Source organism: Halosimplex aquaticum (assembly GCF_028747785.1).
Taxonomy (GTDB): Archaea; Halobacteriota; Halobacteria; order Halobacteriales; family Haloarculaceae; genus Halosimplex; species Halosimplex aquaticum.
Genome location: NZ_CP118158.1, coordinates 3,306,709 through 3,325,707, shown reverse-complemented (window position 1 = coordinate 3,325,707; position 18,999 = coordinate 3,306,709). Strand labels below are relative to the sequence as shown.

Sequence of the window (18,999 nt, the reverse complement as noted above, 5' to 3'; positions counted from 1 at the left end):
CGCTTCAGTCGTCGTCCGTCTCGGCAGCGACGGCTTCCTCGTCTTCGAGGCTCTCGAGGGCCTCGACGACCTGACGACGGTAGTTCTCCACCGGGAGGTCGTACTCCTCCTGGGCCATCGCGACGTACTCGTCGACGGCCGCCCCGTCGCCGTCGTCGCCGGTCTGGTCCTTGTAGTGGCGGATCCGTTCGAGCGTCCGCTCGGCCGTCTCGACGACCCAGCGGTCGCGCGTCGCGGCGTCGACCTCGGTGATCGACTCCGGCCGGACCGAGACGTTCACCTCACCGTCGTCGGTCTCGTAGGTGCGCGGCTTGCCGACGACCGAGATGTAGGCCGGCGGCTCCAGCTCGCGCAGCATCGAGGCCGCGTCGGGCTGGTACTGGCCGGCGTACATGTAGTAGCGGTCGCCGTTGGGGTCGATGACCTGGCCCTGCCAGTACTCGCTGTCGTCGCCCACGTCCTCGGTCTCCATGAGCGTCCCGACGATGAACACGCGGTTGGCCCGCGCCCCCGTCGGGAGCAGCAGGTAGACCGGCGCTCGCTCGTCGTCGCTCTCCTTGAACGTGTAGTGCGCGTCGTTGAACTCGCCCGCGAACACGCGGCGGGCGACCTCGCGAGTGGGTGTCGTCGCCATTTAGATCGACCTCGCTTTGATCAGCACGGCCTCTGCATCCGCCGGTTCGGAGAGTCGCTCCACGTCGTCCACCAGCACGTAGCGGCGGAACGTCGGCCCGGTGATCCGGTAGTACTTCCCGAGCAGGTCCGCGCGCATCTCGTCGGCGACGACGGACGTGTCCAGCGCGTCCATCGCCATCTCCTGGGCCTCTTCGAGCGTGATGCCCGTCAGCGCCTCGGTGGCCTCCTGGTTGAAGAGGACCTCGTGGACCTGCTCGCCGTCGTCGAGCACGCCCTTGATCCGGAGGTCGAACTCGCCCTCGACCTCGCCGTGCTCGTTGCAGCGGCCGTTCTGGAGGACGCGCGTGCAGTCCTCCTCGGGACAGCGCTTGATGAGCCCGGAACCGGACTGGATGTCGACGAGCGCGCCCTCGACGGTCACGTCGTCGCTCCCGACTTCCAGATCCTCGTCGAGTTCCTCGATCACCGTCGTCCGGTTGAGCTTGACCGAGAACCGGCCCTCGTACTCGTCGGTGACGACGTTCCGCAGGTGGTAGACCTTGCCCTCTTCGAGGTCTGGCAGGTCCGATTTCGACCACTTCGTGAACTTGATCGTGCCCGTCTCGTCGCCGAGCAAGCCGACCTGGGCGACCGCGTCCGAGGTCGCGTCCCAGAGTTCGGTCACCTTCGCCGTGATGTCGACCCACTCCTCTGGCGCGTCGACGTCGGCGATCTCGACCTGCTCGTTGCCGTCGGCGCCGCCACCGCCGAGCTCGTCGCGCTCCATCCCGGCCTCGTCGAGGTAGGTGTTGGTGACGCTCCGGCGGGCCTCCGAGAGGGGGACCTTGTACTCGTTGACCAGCGTGTCGAGACGCTCCTCCACGTCGTCGACCGAAATGTCGAGCTGGTCACTGAACTGTTCGTGTATCTCTGTCGCCTGTGTACGCAAATCCGTCATCTGTGTCGTTCCTGTCTCCACGTTGTTTTCGGTGGGAGACATGCGTCTCTTGGTCGCCCCCGTATTTAAACTCTCGTACGGCGCGGTGAAAGTGAAACGGCAGGATAGAACCGCCAAACAGCCGGATGCTGTCGGCGCGCGCTGTCGCGCGTACCCGAGTCTTCCGAGGGTCGCGCGACAATACCGTGCGAGGGACGAGGAGCGCAGGGAGCGAAGCGACTGAGCACCGCAATCGGCTGGGGAGGTGTGAGGCGCGGTGCTGTGCGGTCGGGTGGAATGAAAGGGGCGAGGCGTTCGAGGGACGAGACGACGCAAGCACTGCAAGAGCGAACGAAGTGAGCGACGAAGCGCGCAGCGAGTTGCAGTCCGCGAACGCCTTGGGGCTTTCACGCAGTTCGATGTGCTTTCCGCCGCTTCTGCAGTCGCGGAGTCGGTTTCGACAACTCCGCTCGGTTCAGGGCCGACGGGGCTAAGAGTCACCCACCCCAACCCACGAACAGATGGCGGACGACCGCATCGAGCGTATCCTCCGGAACAAACTCCGGTCGGCGGGCAAGCAGGTCGGCGAGGCCAAGCGCGCGTACAGACACGCCAAGCGGGCCACGCAGGCGGACCTCCCGTTCGGCGACGACGGCCGCGCGAAGATCGTCTGCCGGCGGTACGCCGAGCGCCGCGCGGTGGAACTCGACACCGAGTACAAGCCGGGCTGTTTCGACCCCCAGTCGCAGGACTGCCGGGGCTGCGTCGAGGATATCCGCGCCGGCGAGATCGAGACGTGGTGAACGGGCCGAGCGTTTCGCCGGTGATTTGACACCCCGAGCGGATCCTCGACTATGGCTCTCCGCGCCGAGTACGAGATCGGCTGCGACGCCCTCCCGCTGGTCGACGTGGCCGCGGCGGTCCCCGACGCCGACATCGAACTCGCCATCAGCCCGGGAACGAGCGAGCGGCCGCGCTTCACCGCCCGCGTGGTCGGGAGCGAGGAGACCGTCGCGGCGGTCGAGGACGAATTCGAACGGACGCCGTTCGTCGGCGAGTACACGCTCGTCACCCGCGAGGGCGAGGCGAATCGCTACACGATCCTGCCGGGCACGAGCATGGCCGAACAGCTCGGCGACCACCTCGACGATCTCGACGACCTGCGGGCGCTCTACGAGACGCCGACCCACATCGAACGGATCCGCGCGACGCCCACCGGATGGGTCCAGTGCGGCCGCTTCGCCGACCGCGCCGCGTTCGACGAACTGCGGACGTTCTGGCAGCGCAACGTCCCGTTCCGCCTCCGCAAGCTCACCCGCGTCGGCGACGACGCAGACGGACCTGCCGGTCCCGGCCTGGACTCCGACGACGGCCTCACGGACGCCCAGCGCGACGCCGTCCGGACCGCGTACGAGATGGGCTACTTCGAGATCCCGCGGACGGCATCGCTCGACGACGTCGCCGCCGAACTCGGCATCTCCGCTTCCTCGTGCTCCGAGCGACTCCGTCGCGCTCAGACCCACCTCGTCGAGGCCCACGTCGACGTAACTGACTGGCGACGCTCCCGGCAGCCACTTAAACGGCCGCACGACTGAGAGACAGACGTAGCCCGGCGGGCGTTCGACGACGAGACCCATGCCGACGACAGAGACGACAACCTCCGACGACGGCACCGAGATCAAGTACGAACGGCACGGCGACGGCCAGCCGCTGATCTGCCTCCACGGCGGGATGGCGCCCAGCGAGTACTGGCAGCCGGTGATCCCGCACTTCGAGACCTACGCGCCGGTCGTCCCGCAGCGACCGGGCTTCGGCACCTGCCGCGACGGTCTCGACGAGACCGGCCCGGACGACGTGCTGGACCGCGAGGTCAGCTACGTCCGCGCGCTCGTCGACGCCGTCGACGGCGAGCCGGTCCTGTTCGGTCACTCGTTCGGCGCGCTCACGGCGCTCGAAGCCGCGAAGGACGCGCCGGTCGAAGCGGTCGCCGCCTACGAACCGGCGGTCCTCCCCGAGGCGTTCGCCGAGCACGCCGACCTGGCCGACCGGATGCAGGAGCGACTGGACGCCGACGACCGCGCGGGGTCGATGAAACTCTACGTCGACCAGGTCGTCTGCGCCGGGGAGGTCGACGACCTGGACGCGTGGCTCGCCGAGTGGCCGGTGTGGCCCGACTGCGTCGACCTCGTCGAGGAAGTGATCCGGATGAACAGGGTGGTGGAGCGCTACGCACTCCCCGACCGTCTCGACGTCGAGGTCCCCGTGCTCGTCCTCACCGGCACCGAGGGCCCGGAGTTCCTCCGCGAGAGTGCCCGGAACGTGCACGAGGCGCTCCCGAAGGGGCACTTGGTCGACTTCGACGGCGTGAGCCACTCGGGACCCGCCGAAGCGCCCGGGCGGACCGCCGACGAAGTCCGGGCGTTCCTCGGGAGTCACTGACGACACTGCCCACTCGGCGTCCAGTTGCCAACTCGAAACTCGGGCCCCAACCGTTTTGTCGGATCACGTCCATCGGATGTCCATGTCCTCCAGACGCCAGTTTCTCGCCGCCTTCGGGACGACCGCTGCCGCCTCGGTCGCGGGCTGTTCGGGCGGCGGGTCGACGGCCGGTACCGTCGCCAGGAAAGACGTCACCGTCGCGGTTCCCCAGCAGGTCGGCGACCCCGTCGAGGCGAGCGTCGCGCTGCTCGGATTCGAACCCGACCGCAGTCTGGTACACGGCGAGTACGACCCCGAACACGCCGGAGCGGCCGTCGACGGCGCGACGCTCTCGGTCTCCGAGCAGACCCACGACGCGCTCGCGGACGCGTTCGCGTCGGTCCGGTACAGCGTGAACGTCGTCCCCGAAGACGGGACCGAGCCGGTCAACGGGGTCGTGACCCGCGAGGACTTCGGCGCACTCACCGTCGGCGGTCGGGCGACGGTCGACCCCCGCCGGGGCGAGGACGGCCTCGGCCGGGTCGGAGTCCGCGAGACGACGCCGCGCGAGTCCGATCCGACGACGGTCACGGTCAGCCGGTTCGACCTCGACGAGCGCCTCGACCGGTCCTGAGGTCGCCGGATCCCGCGCCTATTTTTCCGGTCCGCCCCACTATCCGCCTATGCCCGACAGCATCGTCGCCGTCGTCCTCGCGGGCGGCACCGGCACCCGGCTCTACCCCGCCAGCCGGAGCGACCGCCCGAAGCAGTTCCTCTCGTTCGGCGGGGACCAGTCGCTGCTCGCCGAGACGGTCGAACGCGCCGGCTTCGCCGACGAAGTGTACGTCCTCACGCGACCCGACCTGGCCGACCAGGTCCGCGAACACGCCCCGAGCGCCGCCGTCCTCACCGAACCAGAGCCGAAGGACACCGGCCCGGCGCTGGCCTACGCGGCACACCGCGTCCGCGAGCAGGTCGGCGACTGCACGCTCGTCTGCCTCCCCAGCGACCACCACGTCGAGGGGGACTTCGCCGAGACGATGACCGACGCAGCGGCCGTCGCCGCCGAGACGGACTCGCTGGTCACCGTCGGCGTCGAACCGACCCGGCCGGAGACCGGCTACGGCTACGTCAAGCCCGGCGACGAGCGACAGACCGACGCGGGCCGGACCTACTACCCCGTCGAGAAGTTCACCGAGAAACCCGACCAGGGCGCGGCGATGCGCTACCGTCACCACGGCTACTACTGGAACGCCGGGATGTTCGCCTGGACGCCCGACGCGTTCCTCCGCGAGGCGGCCGACACGGAACTGGCTCCCCTCGTCGAAGCCATGGACGACGGCGAACCCGAGCGCGGATTCGACGCCGTCGATCCGGTCAGCGTCGACTACGCGGTCATGGAAGCGACCGAGAACGCGGCGCTGGTCCCCGCGACCTTCGAGTGGGACGACCTGGGGGCGTGGGACGCCATCGAGCGCGTCCTCGACGCCGACGAGGACGGAAACGTGGTGCTCGGCGACGCGCTCACCGTCGACGCCGAGAACACCGTCGTCGCCACCGACGGCCACGTCAGCGTCGTCGGCGTCGACGACCTCGTCGTCGCCTCCTACGGCGACCGCACGCTCGTCGTCCCCAAGCGCCAGGCCCAGCGAGTGCGGGAAGTCGTCGCCGAGCTCGAAGCCGACGACCTGTTCTGAGCGAAGACAGCACCGTCGTCGACGGCCCGTCCCGAGTCAGGCCGGTTCCAGCCCGCCCACCAGCGACCGGAAGGCCGCACCGTCCAGCGCTCGCGACGCGCCAGCGATCGCGGCGTACGTGATCCCGTTCTCCTCCCAGACAGCTTCCCACGCGCCGTGGTCCTCGGTCAGCGCCGCGTAGTGGACGGTCGTCCCGCGCAACTCGACGGGTTCGCGCGCTGCGGCGGGCTGGTCGGCCGGTTCCGGCGGCAGGTCGGGCGCGAGCGCGCTGTCCGGGGCCGCCGCGGTGATCCAGAGGTGGTCGCTCCCGTTAGCTTCGTGGCGGTAGATCGCCTCCGCGGCGTCCGCCTCGGGGAACGTCACCGCCGAATCGAGGGCGAACTCTCCACCGACGTCACGCTCGCTACCGCCGCTCTCGCCGGGAACGAGCAACTGCGGTTCAGCGTCGCCGAGCGCCGCGGGCGAGCACGGGACGCACTCGTAGTACGGCCGCGCGATGCCGTGGTCCCAGAGCCCGTGGGGCACGCCGACCGACTCGTACCGGTAGCGCGCCCAGTAGCTGAGTCGGTGGAACGGGACCTGCCGGACGGCCGCCGCTCCCGAGTCCGGTGACTCCGGGTCGGTCGCCGGTTCCAGCCCGTCGAGCAGGGATTCGAGTTCGTCGTCGGTGAACTCGCCGTCGAGGACCGATACCTCGACCTGCGTGCGCGCTCGCTGGACGCAGGCGCCGCGGTTGTGCTTGTAGTCGGTGCCGAGGAAGCCCACCGCGTCGCCCGCGTCGACCGGCGTCGGGTCCTCGGTGCCCCACAGCGGCGCGATACTCGCCGCCGGCGGCGCCCAGTCGTACAGGAACTCCTTGATCCGCAACCGGCGGCCATCGCCCTCGACGACGGCGCGGAGCGCGCACGGGTTCCCGTCGCTCCATGGCGTCTGTCCCAGCTCGTCGGCGTCGACGCCCTCCGGCCGGCCAGGCGGTTGCTCCGGCCGGAACGTGGTCTCGACGACGTCGCAATCGTCGGGGAGCCAGCCCGGTTCGAAGACGACGAAGTTCGCGCCGGTCTGCGCGTCCGCGAACGTCGTCTCTCGCGGCGACAGCGCCGCCTCCGCGTCGGTCAGTCGTATCCACTCGCCCGCGGTCGTCCAGTCCGTCCCGCCGCTCGGCCGCTCGTTCGACATACCTCACTCCGCGGTCGCAGCCGACAAAACCGTTCGCTGAACCGCGTTTTGGTGACGGATCTGATATCTTCTGTCTTCACCGCTGTGCCGGCGCCGCGGGCGCGACCGACGCGCCCGGTATGGTCGGCGGCGCCGGAACGCTGATACGCCCCGGGGGCCAACCGACTGCCAGCATGGACCCCGCAGTCCGGTTCTGGTTGCTGATCCTCGCCGGGGCGGGAACGCTCTCGGGCGTCGCCCTGCTCGTCGTCTCCGCGTTCCTCCCCGGCGCGATCCTCGGCGAGGCGGGGACCGTCGGCTACGTCGTCTCCATCTTCGTCGCGCTCGCCTCGCTCGGCCTGCTGGTCTGGTCGCTGAGCGCCGGCGGCGACTCCTCGACCGGCGGGTCGCCGGGGACGCGATAGGGATGGACGGAGCGTCGCTCCGGTGGACCGCCGTCGCTGGGATCGCCTTCGCCGTCGCCAGTGCGGGCGCGCTCGCGACGCTCTCGGTCGCCACCGGCGGCGCCGCCACCAGGGACGGCCGCGCGCTCGCGCTCGTCGGCCTCGGGACGGGGGCCGTCGGCGCGTGTTGCTGGTTCGCAGTCGTCGAACGGCTGCGTCGTCCGCGGACTCGACTCCGCGGCGCGCTCGCCGGGGCGCTCGTCGGCGTCTTCGGCCCCGCCGGATTCGTCCTCGTCGCGACCCTGTTTGTCGACGTATTCGGGGGCACAGACGGACCGCTCCAGCGGGCGGGCGTCGCGCTGTTCGTCGGACTCGTCAGTCTCCTCTCCGTCGGCTGGTGGTCGCTCCCCGTCGGGACCGCGACCGGCTATCTGCTCGGTCGCTGCCGCGAGTCGCCGAGCGACGGCGAACAGAGCGCTGCGTGACCGCTTCAGCTCCGCATCGACCCGCCGTCGATGGGCAGCGCCGTCCCGGTGACGAAACTCGCTCGCGGGCTCGCCAGGAACGCCACCACGTCGCCGAGCTCCTGCGGGTCGCCGATCCGCCCCAGCGGGACGGACGACCCCTTGTCTTCCAGCCCTTCCTCGTAGCTGTCGTAGACGCCGCGCTCGACGTCGTCCTCGATGAGTTCTTCGATGCGGGCGGTCTCGTGTGCGCCGGGCAGGACCGCGTTGACCCGCACCTCCGGCGCGAACTCCCGCGCCTGCGTCTTGACCATCCCGATGACCGCCCGGCGGACCGCGTTCGAGAGGACGAGGTCGTCGATGACCTCCCGGACCGACCGCGAGGTGATCGCCGTGATCGAGCCCTGATCGGACTCCTTCAGGTAGGGATACGCGAAGCGGGTCGTCCACACCGCCGACATGACGAGCGTGTCGTAGGCGCCGTACCAGTCATCGTCGTCCATCTCCAGGAAGGCCCCGCTGGGCGGCCCGCCCGCGCTCATGACGACCTGGTCGATGCCGCCGAACGCGTCGGCGACCTCCTCGACGTACGCCTCGACTTCCGCCCGGTCCGTGAGGTCGACCTGGACCGCGAGCACGTCGCCGTCGCCCAGGGCTTCGAGTTCCGCGGCGGCGGATTCGAGGTGCGATTCGGTGCGTCCGCAGATCGCCACGTCCGCGCCCTCACGGGCGAGCGACTTCGCGCTCGCGAGGCCGAGACCGCTCGAACTAGCCGTCGTCAGTGCCGCGCTGCCGTCGAGTTGCAGGTCCATACGCGTGTGGTCGACGCCGAGGGTCAAAGAACCGGGAGGTACCGGATCGACTGTCGGGTCACGACCGGGCCAGCACGGCCCGATACCGCTCGGCCAGGGTCTCGGCGAGGCGGTGCTCGGCCGGGGTGAACCCGAGGAACCACAGCGCGGCGGCGTACGCGCTCAACCCGGCGGCCACGCCGACGACCGGCGCCGCCGGCCCCGAGAGGAGCGCCTTCGCGCTCCAGGCGATCACGCCCAGCGGGACGGCCGCCACGAGCGGCTTCCCGTGGAGCCACGTGAACGGCTGGAGGCGCTCGAAGTGATAGAGCACCGCCACTTCCAACCCGTTGTTGAGCGTCAGCATGAGCACGTAGCTCGCCACGACCCCGGCCAGTCCGAAGCGGATCGTCAGCGGCACCGCGACCGCGGCCAGCAGGAGCGTGATGCAGACGTTGACGACGAGGTACGCCCGCTGGTTGTCGGTCATCATCAGGAGGATGCCGACGCTCCCGACCGCGCAGGCGCCGAACTGCGCCAGGACGAACCCGACGAGCAGCGGCGAGTACGGCACGAACGCGGGGCCGAACAGCGACATGACGGTCTCGCGGTAGACGATCACCGGGATCGCCAGGCCGACCACGCCGACGAGGACGAGCCGGCTGGTGACGTGGTAGAACCGCGCCAGCGCCGCGCGGTGGTCGTCCTCGTGGAGCGCGGCGGCCACGGGCGGGACGAACTGGTTGAGGCCGATGAGCGGCAGGCGCACGAGCGTCCCGACGACCATCCCGACCGCGAACACGCCGCCGGCCACGTCCGTCAGGTACAGCGCGATGAGCGGGTAGAAGCCCAGCCGCTGGATCGTCGTGGCGAACCCACCGACGAACAGCGGGATCGTGTACCCGACGTAACGCCGCCAGACCGCGCGCAGGTCGAGGTCCTCGCCGCTTCCGTCGGTGGGCTCGGCGCCGTCACTCTCCGCGGTCCCGGCGTCGTCGCCCTCAGTCGCGTCGTCGAAGACGCCGCGGACGCGCAGGCCGAGGCCGCGCTCGCGGACCAGCCACGCGGTCGCTCCGAGTCCGACGAGACCGGAGACGGCGACGACGCCGATTGCGACGGCCACGAGGTCGCCGTAGACGACGGTCCCGACGACGCCGACGGCCAGCTGCGCCGCCGGGAACCCGACCCTGAGCGCGAGGTTCAGCGGAACGACTTCCTCCAGCCCGCGCAGGACCTCGGTCGCCGTAAACAGCCACACCGTCGCCGGTAGCCCCACGGCGAACACCCGCAGGGTCGCGGTGAACAGCGGTCGCTGGTCGGCGACTTCGGTCACCATCGGCGCGCCGAGAAAGAGCGCGGCGCCGAACAGCGTCGCGACGGTCCCCAGCAGCAGCGCCGCGACGGTCACGATCGCGTCGCGCTCGGCCGCCGAGTCGGCGTTCGGGAGGAAGCGACTCAGGCCGCTTCGGAAGCCGAGCGCGAGGTGCAGGAGGAACTGCTGGAGGCGGCGAGCGACCGCGAAGACGCCGTAGGTGCCGGCCGCGAACCCGTTCGTCAGCACCGCGGTGAACGCGACGGTCAGGCCGCGCTGGACGAGGATGCTCGGCACCGAGACGGTCGCGCCGTGGGCGACCCGCTCCAGCGCGTCGTCGAGGCGGGCCTCCACCGGGTCGCCACCGGGTTCATCCGCGGCGGCGTCCGCGCTCCCGGCACCGACCGCTCCGGCGGTCGCGCTCCCGTCGCTGGCCTGCCCGGCGTCCGCGTCCCCGACCTCGACGTCGCTATCGGCGTTCGTCGGGGACGACTCGTCGGAGGGCCGATCCGCGTCGGAAGCCATCCCCGGCGATTGCCGATCGGTCGGCATAAAACCGCTGAAACGCGGCAGGCGCGGTCGCCGCGGAGCGGTGCCACTGCGAGGGCGCGAGTGCGAGAGAACCCAGCGGGTGACGTACCGTGGGAGAAAACTGCGGCGTCAGGACTGTCCAGGCGGGAGCGCCGGCCGCGACTGGGGTTACGAGCCCCAGAAGTTGTCGCGGCTGCCGAGTCGCTCTCGGTCGTTCGACTCGTCGGCCTCCGCGGCGTCGGCATCGTCGCCCTCGTCCTCGGCCGCTTCGGCCTCCTCGTCGTCGGGGTCGTCGGGGAGCCGTTCGATCTCCTCGGCGCGGGCGTGGTTCGAGCGGACCTTGTTGATCTTCACCTTCGCGCGGGCCGGCGGCAGGACGCCGTCGACCATGATGATGAAGCCGTCCTCGGTGCGGCCGACGCCGGCACCGCTCTCGTGGATGTCCTCCACGGTCACCTCGACCTCCTCGCCGGGCTGGACGGGTTGGCTCTTGAGGTCCTCGATCGGCTGATTGTAATGGTTACACCACTCGGCGCCGCCGCGGTCGCCGTAGTGCGTACAGCCCATCCCCTCGATGCGTTCCTGGAAACTGGGGCACTCGTCCGCGAGTGGACAGTCGGGCATGGAGTGAGTTACCGCTGGGGCGAATTAAACGCTTGCGCTCTGCCCGCCAGCGTCCGTCGAACGCCCGAACTCCTCGACGGACCCGATCCGGCGGCCCCGACCGATCCGGGCGACTCTCGACCGCACGGCCCGCGGCCGACTCAGCCGTCCGGACGGACGTCCTCGCCGGCGCCGTCGGGGTCGAGCCCGAGCGTGTTACCCGTCTCGACGGTCTCGACGCCCTCGACCTCGCAGACCGCACCGACCCGCTCCTGGTCGACCGTCACCTTCAGCGTCCGGAACTGGAGTTCCTCCTCGACGGTCGCGCCCGCCTCGCTGACGGCCGCCTCCACGTCCTCGATACTCGCCCCGTCGGCGACCTCCAGCAGGAGCGTGACGGGCTCTCCCTCCATCGGGTCCTCCCGGATCGTCCGAACCGCCGGTGAGACGTACATCACCGCGTCCGTTCGACCGTCACCGACGAAACGCTGGCGGTCCTGGCCGATCGCGGTCCCGCGCCTCCGGCCGGTAGAAACACCCGACGAGTTTGTCAGCACGTGGGTTGGCTACGTGAGGAGGTGGTGAGAAACCCCGACCCAGTTTATTCAGCGTCGAAGTCGGGGGACTCTTCGGCCCCGCGGCCGTAGTCGACTCCATGCGAGACGACAACCGGCAGTTCCGCCTGGCGAAGCGCCCCGAGGGGAAACCGGACCGCGACACCTTCGACCTGGTCGAGACCGACGTGCCCGAGCCCGGCCCGGGCGAGGCGCTCGTCCGCACTCGCTATCTCTCGGTCGACCCGTACATGCGCGGCCGGATGAGCGCCGGCGAGTCCTACGCCGAGCCGTGGGAGGTCGGCGACCCGCTCCGGGCCGCTGCCGTCGGCGAGGTCGTCGAGTCCAACGGCGCCGGCTTCGACGAGGGCGACGTCGTCGTCGGCAACCTGGAGTGGGCCGACTACACGGCCGCCCCGGGGACCGAACTCACCGCGGTCGACCCCGACCTGGCACCCGTCTCGACGGCGCTGGGCGTGCTGGGCATGCCCGGCCGGACCGCGTACTTCGGCGTCCGCGAGGTGGCCGAACCCAAGGCCGGCGACACGTTCGTCGTCACCGGCGCAGCGGGCGCGGTCGGCTCCGTCGCCGGCCAGATCGCCGCCCTCTCGGGCGCCCGCGTCGTCGGCTTCGCCGGCTCCGACGAGAAGGTCGCGTTCCTCGAAGACCAACTTGGCTTCGACGCCGGGATCAACTACAAGGAGACCGACGACTACCGCGCCGCGCTGGACGAGGCGGCGCCCGACGGGGTCGACGCCTACTTCGACAACGTCGGCGGACCGATAACCGACGCCGTCTTCGACCGGCTGAACGTCGACGCACGCGTCGCCATCTGCGGCCAAATCGCCCACTACAACGCCACCGAGCGCCCGACCGGCCCGCGCAAACTCTCGACGGTTCTTACCAAGCGCGCCCGCGTCGAGGGGTTCCTCGTCGGCGACTTCGCGCCCCGCTTCGAGCAGGCGACGAAACAGCTCGGCGAGTGGGTGGCCAGCGGCGAGATCGAGTACCGCGAGACCGTCACGGACGGACTGGAGACCGCTCCCGACGCGTTCCTCGGGCTGTTCGAGGGCGAGAACATCGGCAAACAGCTCGTGAAAGTGAGCGACGCGAACGAATAGAAGTTCGGCGTCCGTGCGGTCTGCCCTTGTTCAGTGATCGTGACTGTGGCCGTGGCCTACCTCAGAGCAAGCTCTGATGAGGTTCGCTTCGCTCGGCTCACCGCCGTCCGAAGCGGCGCTCGACCTGCCGTCGTTCAGTGGTCGTGACTGTGGTCGTGGCCGCCGTCCGAAGCGGCGCTGGATCCGCCGTCGCTCGCGCCCGCGATGTCGCCGCCGGCGACGAGCGCGTCGTGGTCGCCGTCGATCATGTCCATGTTCTTCAGGTTGTCTCGCTCCTCGAAATCTTCCACAGCGTCGAGCAGATCCTGCTGGGTGAGCGTCGTCCGCTCCTCGGTCAGCGCGTCCAGCACCGCCTCGCGCAGGACGAGCCGGAGGTCGCTGCCGGTCAGCCCCTCGGTCTTCCGGGCCACTTCCATCGGGTCGAAGTCGAGGATCTCCATCTCCCGGGTGACGACCCGGAGGATGTCGGCGCGCATCTGGTCGTCGGGCTTCGGGAAGTTGACGATCTCGTCGAAGCGTCGCCACGCCGCGGCGTCGAGCTGGTCGGGGTGGTTGGTCGCGCCGATGAGCAACACCTCGTGCTCGATGAGGCTCACCTCGTCGATGCTCTTGAGCAGTGTGTTGACCGCCCGCTTGATGGCCGCGTGCTCGTCGCTGGCGCGGGTCTTCGCGACGAAGTCGAACTCGTCCATGAAGAGGATGCACGGCGAGAGGCGGGTGGCGACCTCGAAGACCTTCTCGACGTTCTTCGCCGTCTCGCCGAGGTACTGGGAGGTGATCATCGACAGCTTCACCTCGACGAACGGGAGGTCGAGTTCGCTCGCCAGCGCGCGGGCGATCGAGGTCTTCCCGGTGCCCGGCGGGCCGACGAACAGGAGCTTCCCGATCTCCCGCAGGCCGATCTGCGCGAGGTAGTCGCGGTGCTCGATGGCCTTGACGATCTTGTGGATCTCCCCCTCCTGGTCGGCCGTGAGCACGAGGTCGTCCATGGTCATCTCGACCTCCTCGGGCGCGCGGATGTCGACGAGGTCGAGCATCTCCTGTTCGTCCTCGTCGTCCTCGTCGAAGTACTCCGCGAGCAGGTTGTCGATCCAGACGCGGTCGGCGCGGATCGGGCGGTTGTCCTCGCGGGCGAGCTCGTAGTCGGCCCCCTCGATCTCGTCCTCGAAGACGCTCGCGAGGACGGGATTGTCGTTCAGGTGGTCGGCGTCCACGCGGTCGAGGTACCACTCCCTGGCCATGTCCTCGTCCGTGAAGGTGATCGTCCCCGAGAAGTCGTCGCGGTCGGTGAACATCAGGCCCGAGATCGCCTCCCAGGGCTGCTGGACGTCCGTCGCCTGTCGGGCGGTGGTCGTCGTGGCCGACAGCGGTCGCTCTATCTCCCCGTCGTTCCAGAAGACCGCCCGGTAGTCGGGCGGCAGATCGTCGGCGTCGAGATCGCGGTGTTCGCTGTACACCTGCGTCGTCAGCACGAACTCCACGACCGCTAGCTCCGGATCGCTCATTCCCACCTAGATTCGCCTTTCGACGGTATAAGTCTCGCGAACTAGCGGCGCGAGCACCGGCGTTCGATACGGCGATTACGGGTCGGTCCCCCACACCAAACTTATGTCGGCGCGGCAACCATACGCCGAACGACATGGACGAAGTCTTCGAGGTGGCCGAACTCGCGACCGACTTCGGACTGGGCGGTATCCTCCGGTGGCTGCTCGGCCTCGTCGGCGTCGCCCTGATCCTCGGCGGCGCCGGCCTGTGGCTGCTGACCGACATGGGGCTGCTCGTCCTCCCCGCCGCGCTGATGGCGATCGGCCTCCTCCTGGTCGTGGCACCGGTCGTCCTCTTCCTCGCCGCCGAGCTGTTCTGACAAACTCCGCACGACGCGTTCCCGGTTTGTGAGGGTTTAACAGAGTCCGGCCCCTCCCTTCACCCATGACAGAGAGGACACCGGTCATCGTTCAGGCTCGTCGGACGCCCCAGGGGAAAGAGGACGGCGTGTTCGCGGACGTGCGCAGCGAGGACCTCTCGATCCCGCTGATCAACGAGATGCTCGCCGACACCGGCCTCGCGAGCGAACAGGTCGACGACCTGCTGTGGGGTTGCGCTCAACAGCGCGGCGAGCAGGGCAACAACATGGCCCGCGTCATCGCCCTGCTCTCCGATCTGGGCGAGGAAGTGCCAGCGGCGACGATCAACCGCTGGTGCGCTTCCTCGGCGGAGGCGGTCATGCGCGGCGCCGACGCCATCGCCGCCGGCCAGCGCGACTGCGTCATCGCCGGCGGCGTCGAGTCGATGACGCGCGTCGACCTCGGCGAGAACACCCACAACGTCCACCCGCGGCTCGCCGAGCTGTACAACATCGGCGAGCTCCAGATGGGGATGACCGCCGAGAAGGTCGCCGAGGAGTTCGACGTCTCCCGCGAGGAGCAAGACGAGTACGCCCTCCGGAGCCAGCGCCGCGCCGCCGAGGCGACGGACTCGGGGAAGTTCGACGACGAGATCGTCCCCATCGAGACCGAGGAGGGGACCGTCGACGAGGACGAGGGCATCCGCCGCGACACCTCCATGGAGAAGCTGGCCCAGCTCCCAACCGTGTTCAAGAGCGACGGGACGATCACGCCGGGCAACGCCTCGCAGATCTCCGACGGCGCTTCGGGGACGATGATCACCTCCCGCGAGTTCGCCGACGACCACGGCCTCGACGTGCTCGCCGAGGTGGGCGACCACATGGTCGCCGGCGTCGATCCGACGATCATGGGCGTCGGTCCGGTGCCCGCGGTCCGCAAGCTCTGCGAGCGAACCGGCCGCGACCCCGAGGACTTCGACCTCGTGGAACTAAACGAGGCGTTCGCGAGCCAGGCGCTCTACTGCCAGCGCGAACTCGGCTTCGACGACGACATCTACAACGTCACCGGCGGCGCCATCGCCATCGGCCACCCGCTCGGGGCCTCCGGCGCGCGCCTGCCGGTGACGCTGGCGCACTCGATGAACCGCCGCGGCGACGACCTCGGACTCGCGACCGAGTGCGTCGGCTTCGGTCAAGGGGCGGCCATCGAACTGCGGGCGCCGTAGGCAGGAGAGTCAGACTTTCGTCCGCGCGCCACCGGCGCGCGCGGTTCCCCGGCCGCGAACGGAGTGAGCGGCCGGCTTTTTTTGCCCCATCTTTTTCGCCGAGTGGCGCCCGCAGCGGCGCGAAGCGCCGCGAGGACGCCCGAAGCGAAAAAGGTGGTCGGGTCAGTCCGGGTTGACGAGCTTCATCCCTTCGCGGACCGACTCGGTGCGGCCGAGCAGGGTGAGGTAGTCACCGCGCTCGATGACGGTGTCGGCGGTCGGGACGTCCGCGGACTCGGGGTCGCCCTTGCTCAGCAGGGCGATGAGGCAGGCGTCGGGGAGCATCGGGCCGACGTCGCGGACGGGCTTGCCGATGATCTCCTCGTTGGTCACTTCGACCTCCTGGACGTCGCCCGCGCGGCCCACGTCGGTCATCCAGTGGGCGATGGCCGGGCGTTCGATCTGGTTGTCGATGGCCCAGGCGGTCGCCATCGCCGAGGAGATGGTCCGCACGCCCAGGTCCTCGAAGGCGTCGACGTTGTCGGGGTTGTTAGCCCGCGCGATGACGTGTTCGACGTCGAACTTCGTGCTCGCCAGTTGCGAGACGAGCAGGTTCGCGTCGTCGTCGCCGGTGGCGGCGACGACCGTCTTGGCGTTGTTCGCGCCGGCTTCGCGCAGGACCTCCGTGTCCGTGCCGTCGCCGATGATGGCGGTGAAGCCCGTGTTTCGCACTCGTTCGGCGGTCGATTCGTTCTCTTCGATGACCACGACGTTCTCGCCGCGGTCCTCGAGGCGTTCGGCGAGCGAGCGGCCCACCTTCCCGCCTCCGACGATGATTACTCTCATGGGAATGACGTCCAGGTATTGTGCGACGTGGCGCGCGAGGCCGCCCTCGACGAGAGCGGTCGCGAAGATCGCCAGGAAGACGACTCCGAGCAGCAGTTCCGATTGGCTGACGAGCGTGCCGGCCTCCGCACACAGGGCCGCGGCCTCGCCGGTCAGATCCGGTCCGCAGACGGTCGTTGCGTTGACTCCCTCGCCGACGAGTTCTGCCGCCCTGGCCCGGCGCTCCGAGGCGACGTTCTGTAGCTCGACGGCGAACAGCGTCGCGACCGACGCCGGGATGATCCCCCGCGGGCCGATGGCGCTGATGAACAGTCGCTCGTTGAAGGTGAAGCGGTCGCCGACCGTCGAGATCATCACGAGCAGCGGGCGGATGATCAGCGCGACGGCGGCGACGACCGCCAGCCCGGGGATCCCGACTTCGAGGAGCGTCTGTGGGTTGAGCTGTGCGGCCAGCGCGATGAACACGAACGAGAGGACGAGCAGCGTCACGTCGCCCTTGAAGTTGGTTATCTCCTCCTCGTAGGGGATGTCGACGTTGCCGAGCACCATCCCCGCGGTGGCGACGGCGGCGACGCCGGCCTCGCTGGCGAGGGTGTTCGCCCCGGCGAAGGCCACCAGGGCGCCCGCGAGCACGAGGAGGCGGGCGTTGCGCGGCGCGTCGCCCGGGGAGAGGTCGACGTACCTGAGCAGGTAGAAGACGGCCGCCGCGACGACGAGGCCGACGAAGATGCCGATGCCGATGCGACTGGCGAACGACTGGACGAACCCGGTCGACCCCGCCTCGGGGTTCAGCGCGTCGAAGACGACGACGGCGATGATCGCCGCCGTCACGTCGTTGACGATCCCCTCGGTCTCCAGGACGGCCGCGACGCGGTCGCGGACGGGGACGACCTGGAGGATCGGCGTCACCACCGTCGGCCCGGTCGCGACCAGCAGGGCGCCGATGAGGAAGGACAGCTCCCAGGTCGCCTGTTCGAATGCCAGCTTGACCGCGACGGCGGTGCCGACGAGCGCGATGATGGCACCGAGGGTCACCATCCGGAACGCCTCGGCGGGCGCCTCCTTGATCCGGTCGAGGTGGAGGTGGAACGCGCCCTCGAAGACGATGATGGCGACGGCCAGGCCGACGATGGCCGGCAGCGCCTCGCCGAACGTCTCGCTGGTCACCCAGCCGAGCCCGGGGCGGCCGATGATGACGCCCACGAGCAGGTAGAAGATGATACTCGGCACTCGCAGGCGGGCCGCGAGCAACTGCGCGAGGATACCCAGTCCGATGATCCCCGCGACCAACGGGATGAGCAGTTCGCTACCGCCGGTAGCCACGGTGTCCCTCCATCTGGTCGGGCTCACGGAAGCCCGCGATATAAACGCACTCACTCGCCGCTCCGACAGAACGGAACGGGATCTGTGCTCGGTCCGGCAGTCGTGTCACTCTGTCGCCACCGAACCGTCGTCCCCGGGGCCCTCGTCGGTGGGACCGCGATCGCTCGACGCCTCGGCGGCGTCCCCGTCTCCGTCTCCGTCTCCGTCTCCGGGGGCCCGGTAGTAGGCGTAGAACTCGTGGTCCGGGCAGTGCCCGTAGACGATGCCGTCGTACGGTTCCGCCGTCCCGCCGCTGGTCGTCGCCGTCGTGACGACGACGACGCCACCGGGGACGACGACTCGCCCGTCGGCGGAACAGCCCTCGTACGGGCAGTCCGCTCGCTTGACCACCGGCTCGGCGTCAGTCACTCCGACCTCTCGAAGCCGCTGCCGTCGGCCCCACTGCGATGCTCGGTACCGTTCCGTCTCCGTCGTAACCTGGCATGTGTCTCCTGAATCCTGAAGCGCGAACGCCCGGTGTGAGTCTCCCACTCCCGGACCGCGGCCCCGGGCGAACGCACAGGTTTCCTCACCGGGTACGACGCGCTGTCTGAAAAAGGTCGTGTCCTCCCGCAGCGGGCGCTACAGCGTCACGTCCCAGTCGTGGTCGCACTCCGGACAGCAGAACTCGACCCGGAGCCCCGCTTCGGGCTCGCTGTTCCTGTCCGTCACCTCGCCCTCCGCCGACCGGCAGTTCGGGCAGAGGGCGTTCACGGGTACGTGCGCCGTCGGGACGGCAGGCGCCCGATACAGCGGGCCCGAGAGCCCGCGTCGCCGACCGTGGACGGCGTCGGCATCGGCGCTCAGGCCGGCAGGGACGTCGGCACGTCGCCGACCCGCTCGATGCGATTCGTCTGTGCGTCGTAGTCGATCACGCCCAGGTCCGCCATGCGCGGCAGGTGGGCGTGGTGGAGCGAGACGGCCGCTCGCTGGGTGTCGGTGGCGGACGGGGTAGCGCCGTCCACCTCGCGAGCGGCGACCGCGGCCGCGAGGTCGTCCAGCGCGATGGGGGCCGACCGCTCGGCGAGTTCGGCCAGCGCGAGGCGCCGTCGTTCGTCCGCCAGCAGGTCGTAGCACTCGTCGTCGGTCAGCTCTCTGTCCCCGTTTCCGTCGTCAGTCTCGCAGGTGATCCGTGACATAG

At 69.7% G+C, this 18,999-nt stretch carries 22 protein-coding genes; 10 read left to right on the top strand and 12 right to left on the bottom strand.

Going from position 1 to position 18,999, the window contains the following annotated elements; all coding sequences use genetic code 11:
* Positions 1-4: 4 nt before the first annotated feature.
* Together PSC72_RS16680 and PSC72_RS16675 are read right to left on the bottom strand one after the other, a co-directional pair.
* Positions 5-634 (bottom strand): RPA family protein, encoded by a 630-nt coding sequence (locus tag PSC72_RS16680; RefSeq protein WP_274322551.1) that lies wholly within the window; start codon positions 632-634, stop codon positions 5-7.
* Positions 635-1,573 (bottom strand): replication factor A, encoded by a 939-nt coding sequence (locus PSC72_RS16675; RefSeq protein ID WP_274326194.1) that lies wholly within the window; start codon positions 1,571-1,573, stop codon positions 635-637.
* A 500-nt stretch (positions 1,574-2,073) separates the two neighbouring features.
* On the opposite strand from PSC72_RS16675, the gene PSC72_RS16670 reads away from it, so the two are divergent.
* The 5 genes from PSC72_RS16670 to PSC72_RS16650 all read left to right on the top strand — a co-directional run bounded on the left by PSC72_RS16670 (position 2,074) and on the right by PSC72_RS16650 (position 5,667).
* A complete protein-coding gene (locus PSC72_RS16670) occupies positions 2,074-2,355 on the top strand; it encodes a DUF7091 family protein (protein WP_274322550.1) in 282 nt (93 codons plus the stop codon).
* Between the two features lie 51 nt (positions 2,356-2,406).
* A complete protein-coding gene (locus tag PSC72_RS16665) occupies positions 2,407-3,147 on the top strand; it encodes a helix-turn-helix domain-containing protein (RefSeq protein ID WP_274322549.1) in 741 nt (246 codons plus the stop codon).
* Between the two features lie 40 nt (positions 3,148-3,187).
* Positions 3,188-3,991, top strand: a complete 804-nt coding sequence (locus PSC72_RS16660) for an alpha/beta fold hydrolase (RefSeq protein ID WP_274322548.1) — start codon at positions 3,188-3,190, stop codon at positions 3,989-3,991.
* An 82-nt stretch (positions 3,992-4,073) separates the two neighbouring features.
* Positions 4,074-4,604 (top strand): hypothetical protein, encoded by a 531-nt coding sequence (locus PSC72_RS16655; protein WP_274322547.1) that lies wholly within the window; start codon positions 4,074-4,076, stop codon positions 4,602-4,604.
* Between the two features lie 49 nt (positions 4,605-4,653).
* Complete coding sequence (locus PSC72_RS16650; protein ID WP_274322546.1) at positions 4,654-5,667, top strand: mannose-1-phosphate guanylyltransferase; 1,014 nt, start codon at positions 4,654-4,656, stop codon at positions 5,665-5,667.
* A gap of 36 nt (positions 5,668-5,703) precedes the next feature.
* Here PSC72_RS16650 and PSC72_RS16645 read toward each other — a convergent pair whose 3' ends face one another.
* Entirely contained in the window at positions 5,704-6,843 is a 1,140-nt protein-coding gene (locus PSC72_RS16645; RefSeq protein WP_274322545.1) for a hypothetical protein, read from the bottom strand.
* A 173-nt stretch (positions 6,844-7,016) separates the two neighbouring features.
* Between PSC72_RS16645 and PSC72_RS16640 the strand changes: the two genes are divergently transcribed.
* The gene (locus PSC72_RS16640) at positions 7,017-7,247 is read left to right on the top strand and encodes a hypothetical protein (RefSeq protein WP_274322544.1); all 231 of its coding nucleotides are present in this window, start codon (positions 7,017-7,019) and stop codon (positions 7,245-7,247) included.
* A 2-nt stretch (positions 7,248-7,249) separates the two neighbouring features.
* Complete coding sequence (locus PSC72_RS16635) at positions 7,250-7,711, top strand: hypothetical protein (RefSeq protein ID WP_274322543.1); 462 nt, start codon at positions 7,250-7,252, stop codon at positions 7,709-7,711.
* A 5-nt stretch (positions 7,712-7,716) separates the two neighbouring features.
* Here the strand turns inward: PSC72_RS16635 and PSC72_RS16630 are convergent, their stop codons facing one another.
* The 4 genes from PSC72_RS16630 to PSC72_RS16615 all read right to left on the bottom strand — a co-directional run bounded on the left by PSC72_RS16630 (position 7,717) and on the right by PSC72_RS16615 (position 11,382).
* On the bottom strand, positions 7,717-8,502 hold the full coding sequence (locus PSC72_RS16630) for an SDR family oxidoreductase (RefSeq protein ID WP_274322542.1): 786 nt from the start codon (positions 8,500-8,502) through the stop codon (positions 7,717-7,719).
* A 58-nt stretch (positions 8,503-8,560) separates the two neighbouring features.
* Positions 8,561-10,318, bottom strand: a complete 1,758-nt coding sequence (locus PSC72_RS16625; RefSeq protein ID WP_274322541.1) for a lipopolysaccharide biosynthesis protein — start codon at positions 10,316-10,318, stop codon at positions 8,561-8,563.
* A gap of 174 nt (positions 10,319-10,492) precedes the next feature.
* On the bottom strand, positions 10,493-10,948 hold the full coding sequence (locus PSC72_RS16620) for a TRAM domain-containing protein (RefSeq protein WP_274322540.1): 456 nt from the start codon (positions 10,946-10,948) through the stop codon (positions 10,493-10,495).
* A gap of 140 nt (positions 10,949-11,088) precedes the next feature.
* Positions 11,089-11,382, bottom strand: a complete 294-nt coding sequence (locus PSC72_RS16615) for a hypothetical protein (RefSeq protein ID WP_274322539.1) — start codon at positions 11,380-11,382, stop codon at positions 11,089-11,091.
* A gap of 200 nt (positions 11,383-11,582) precedes the next feature.
* Here PSC72_RS16615 and PSC72_RS16610 point away from each other — a divergent pair, with 200 nt between their 5' ends.
* Positions 11,583-12,602, top strand: coding sequence for an NADP-dependent oxidoreductase (locus tag PSC72_RS16610; RefSeq protein ID WP_274322538.1), 1,020 nt, complete (start codon positions 11,583-11,585; stop codon positions 12,600-12,602).
* Between the two features lie 134 nt (positions 12,603-12,736).
* Here PSC72_RS16610 and PSC72_RS16605 read toward each other — a convergent pair whose 3' ends face one another.
* Complete coding sequence (locus PSC72_RS16605; RefSeq protein WP_274322537.1) at positions 12,737-14,107, bottom strand: ATP-binding protein; 1,371 nt, start codon at positions 14,105-14,107, stop codon at positions 12,737-12,739.
* 134 nt (positions 14,108-14,241) lie between these two features.
* Here PSC72_RS16605 and PSC72_RS16600 point away from each other — a divergent pair, with 134 nt between their 5' ends.
* Positions 14,242-14,466 (top strand): hypothetical protein, encoded by a 225-nt coding sequence (locus PSC72_RS16600; protein WP_274322536.1) that lies wholly within the window; start codon positions 14,242-14,244, stop codon positions 14,464-14,466.
* A gap of 65 nt (positions 14,467-14,531) precedes the next feature.
* Positions 14,532-15,671 (top strand): thiolase family protein, encoded by a 1,140-nt coding sequence (locus tag PSC72_RS16595; RefSeq protein ID WP_274322535.1) that lies wholly within the window; start codon positions 14,532-14,534, stop codon positions 15,669-15,671.
* Positions 15,672-15,833: 162 nt separating this feature from the next.
* Here PSC72_RS16595 and PSC72_RS16590 read toward each other — a convergent pair whose 3' ends face one another.
* The 4 genes from PSC72_RS16590 to PSC72_RS16575 form a co-directional block, all read right to left on the bottom strand.
* Positions 15,834-17,819, bottom strand: a complete 1,986-nt coding sequence (locus tag PSC72_RS16590) for a cation:proton antiporter domain-containing protein (protein ID WP_274322534.1) — start codon at positions 17,817-17,819, stop codon at positions 15,834-15,836.
* A 105-nt stretch (positions 17,820-17,924) separates the two neighbouring features.
* The gene (locus PSC72_RS16585; RefSeq protein WP_274322533.1) at positions 17,925-18,227 is read right to left on the bottom strand and encodes a hypothetical protein; all 303 of its coding nucleotides are present in this window, start codon (positions 18,225-18,227) and stop codon (positions 17,925-17,927) included.
* 213 nt (positions 18,228-18,440) lie between these two features.
* The gene (locus PSC72_RS16580) at positions 18,441-18,572 is read right to left on the bottom strand and encodes a hypothetical protein (protein ID WP_274322532.1); all 132 of its coding nucleotides are present in this window, start codon (positions 18,570-18,572) and stop codon (positions 18,441-18,443) included.
* 89 nt (positions 18,573-18,661) lie between these two features.
* Positions 18,662-18,997 (bottom strand): DUF7344 domain-containing protein, encoded by a 336-nt coding sequence (locus PSC72_RS16575; protein WP_274322531.1) that lies wholly within the window; start codon positions 18,995-18,997, stop codon positions 18,662-18,664.
* Between the last annotated feature and the right edge of the window lie 2 nt (positions 18,998-18,999).

Bases quoted from the DNA above. Each gene is read 5' to 3' on its own strand.
- PSC72_RS16680 (WP_274322551.1), bottom strand. From the start codon at position 634: ATGGCGACGACACCCACTCGCGAGGTCGCCCGCCGCGTGTTCGCGGGC.
- PSC72_RS16675 (WP_274326194.1), bottom strand. From the start codon at position 1,573: ATGACGGATTTGCGTACACAGGCGACAGAGATACACGAACAGTTCAGT.
- PSC72_RS16670 (WP_274322550.1), top strand. From the start codon at position 2,074: ATGGCGGACGACCGCATCGAGCGTATCCTCCGGAACAAACTCCGGTCG.
- PSC72_RS16665 (WP_274322549.1), top strand. From the start codon at position 2,407: ATGGCTCTCCGCGCCGAGTACGAGATCGGCTGCGACGCCCTCCCGCTG.
- PSC72_RS16660 (WP_274322548.1), top strand. From the start codon at position 3,188: ATGCCGACGACAGAGACGACAACCTCCGACGACGGCACCGAGATCAAG.
- PSC72_RS16655 (WP_274322547.1), top strand. From the start codon at position 4,074: ATGTCCTCCAGACGCCAGTTTCTCGCCGCCTTCGGGACGACCGCTGCC.
- PSC72_RS16650 (WP_274322546.1), top strand. From the start codon at position 4,654: ATGCCCGACAGCATCGTCGCCGTCGTCCTCGCGGGCGGCACCGGCACC.
- PSC72_RS16645 (WP_274322545.1), bottom strand. From the start codon at position 6,843: ATGTCGAACGAGCGGCCGAGCGGCGGGACGGACTGGACGACCGCGGGC.
- PSC72_RS16640 (WP_274322544.1), top strand. From the start codon at position 7,017: ATGGACCCCGCAGTCCGGTTCTGGTTGCTGATCCTCGCCGGGGCGGGA.
- PSC72_RS16635 (WP_274322543.1), top strand. From the start codon at position 7,250: ATGGACGGAGCGTCGCTCCGGTGGACCGCCGTCGCTGGGATCGCCTTC.
- PSC72_RS16630 (WP_274322542.1), bottom strand. From the start codon at position 8,502: ATGGACCTGCAACTCGACGGCAGCGCGGCACTGACGACGGCTAGTTCG.
- PSC72_RS16625 (WP_274322541.1), bottom strand. From the start codon at position 10,318: ATGGCTTCCGACGCGGATCGGCCCTCCGACGAGTCGTCCCCGACGAAC.
- PSC72_RS16620 (WP_274322540.1), bottom strand. From the start codon at position 10,948: ATGCCCGACTGTCCACTCGCGGACGAGTGCCCCAGTTTCCAGGAACGC.
- PSC72_RS16615 (WP_274322539.1), bottom strand. From the start codon at position 11,382: ATGTACGTCTCACCGGCGGTTCGGACGATCCGGGAGGACCCGATGGAG.
- PSC72_RS16610 (WP_274322538.1), top strand. From the start codon at position 11,583: ATGCGAGACGACAACCGGCAGTTCCGCCTGGCGAAGCGCCCCGAGGGG.
- PSC72_RS16605 (WP_274322537.1), bottom strand. From the start codon at position 14,107: ATGAGCGATCCGGAGCTAGCGGTCGTGGAGTTCGTGCTGACGACGCAG.
- PSC72_RS16600 (WP_274322536.1), top strand. From the start codon at position 14,242: ATGGACGAAGTCTTCGAGGTGGCCGAACTCGCGACCGACTTCGGACTG.
- PSC72_RS16595 (WP_274322535.1), top strand. From the start codon at position 14,532: ATGACAGAGAGGACACCGGTCATCGTTCAGGCTCGTCGGACGCCCCAG.
- PSC72_RS16575 (WP_274322531.1), bottom strand. From the start codon at position 18,997: ATGTCACGGATCACCTGCGAGACTGACGACGGAAACGGGGACAGAGAG.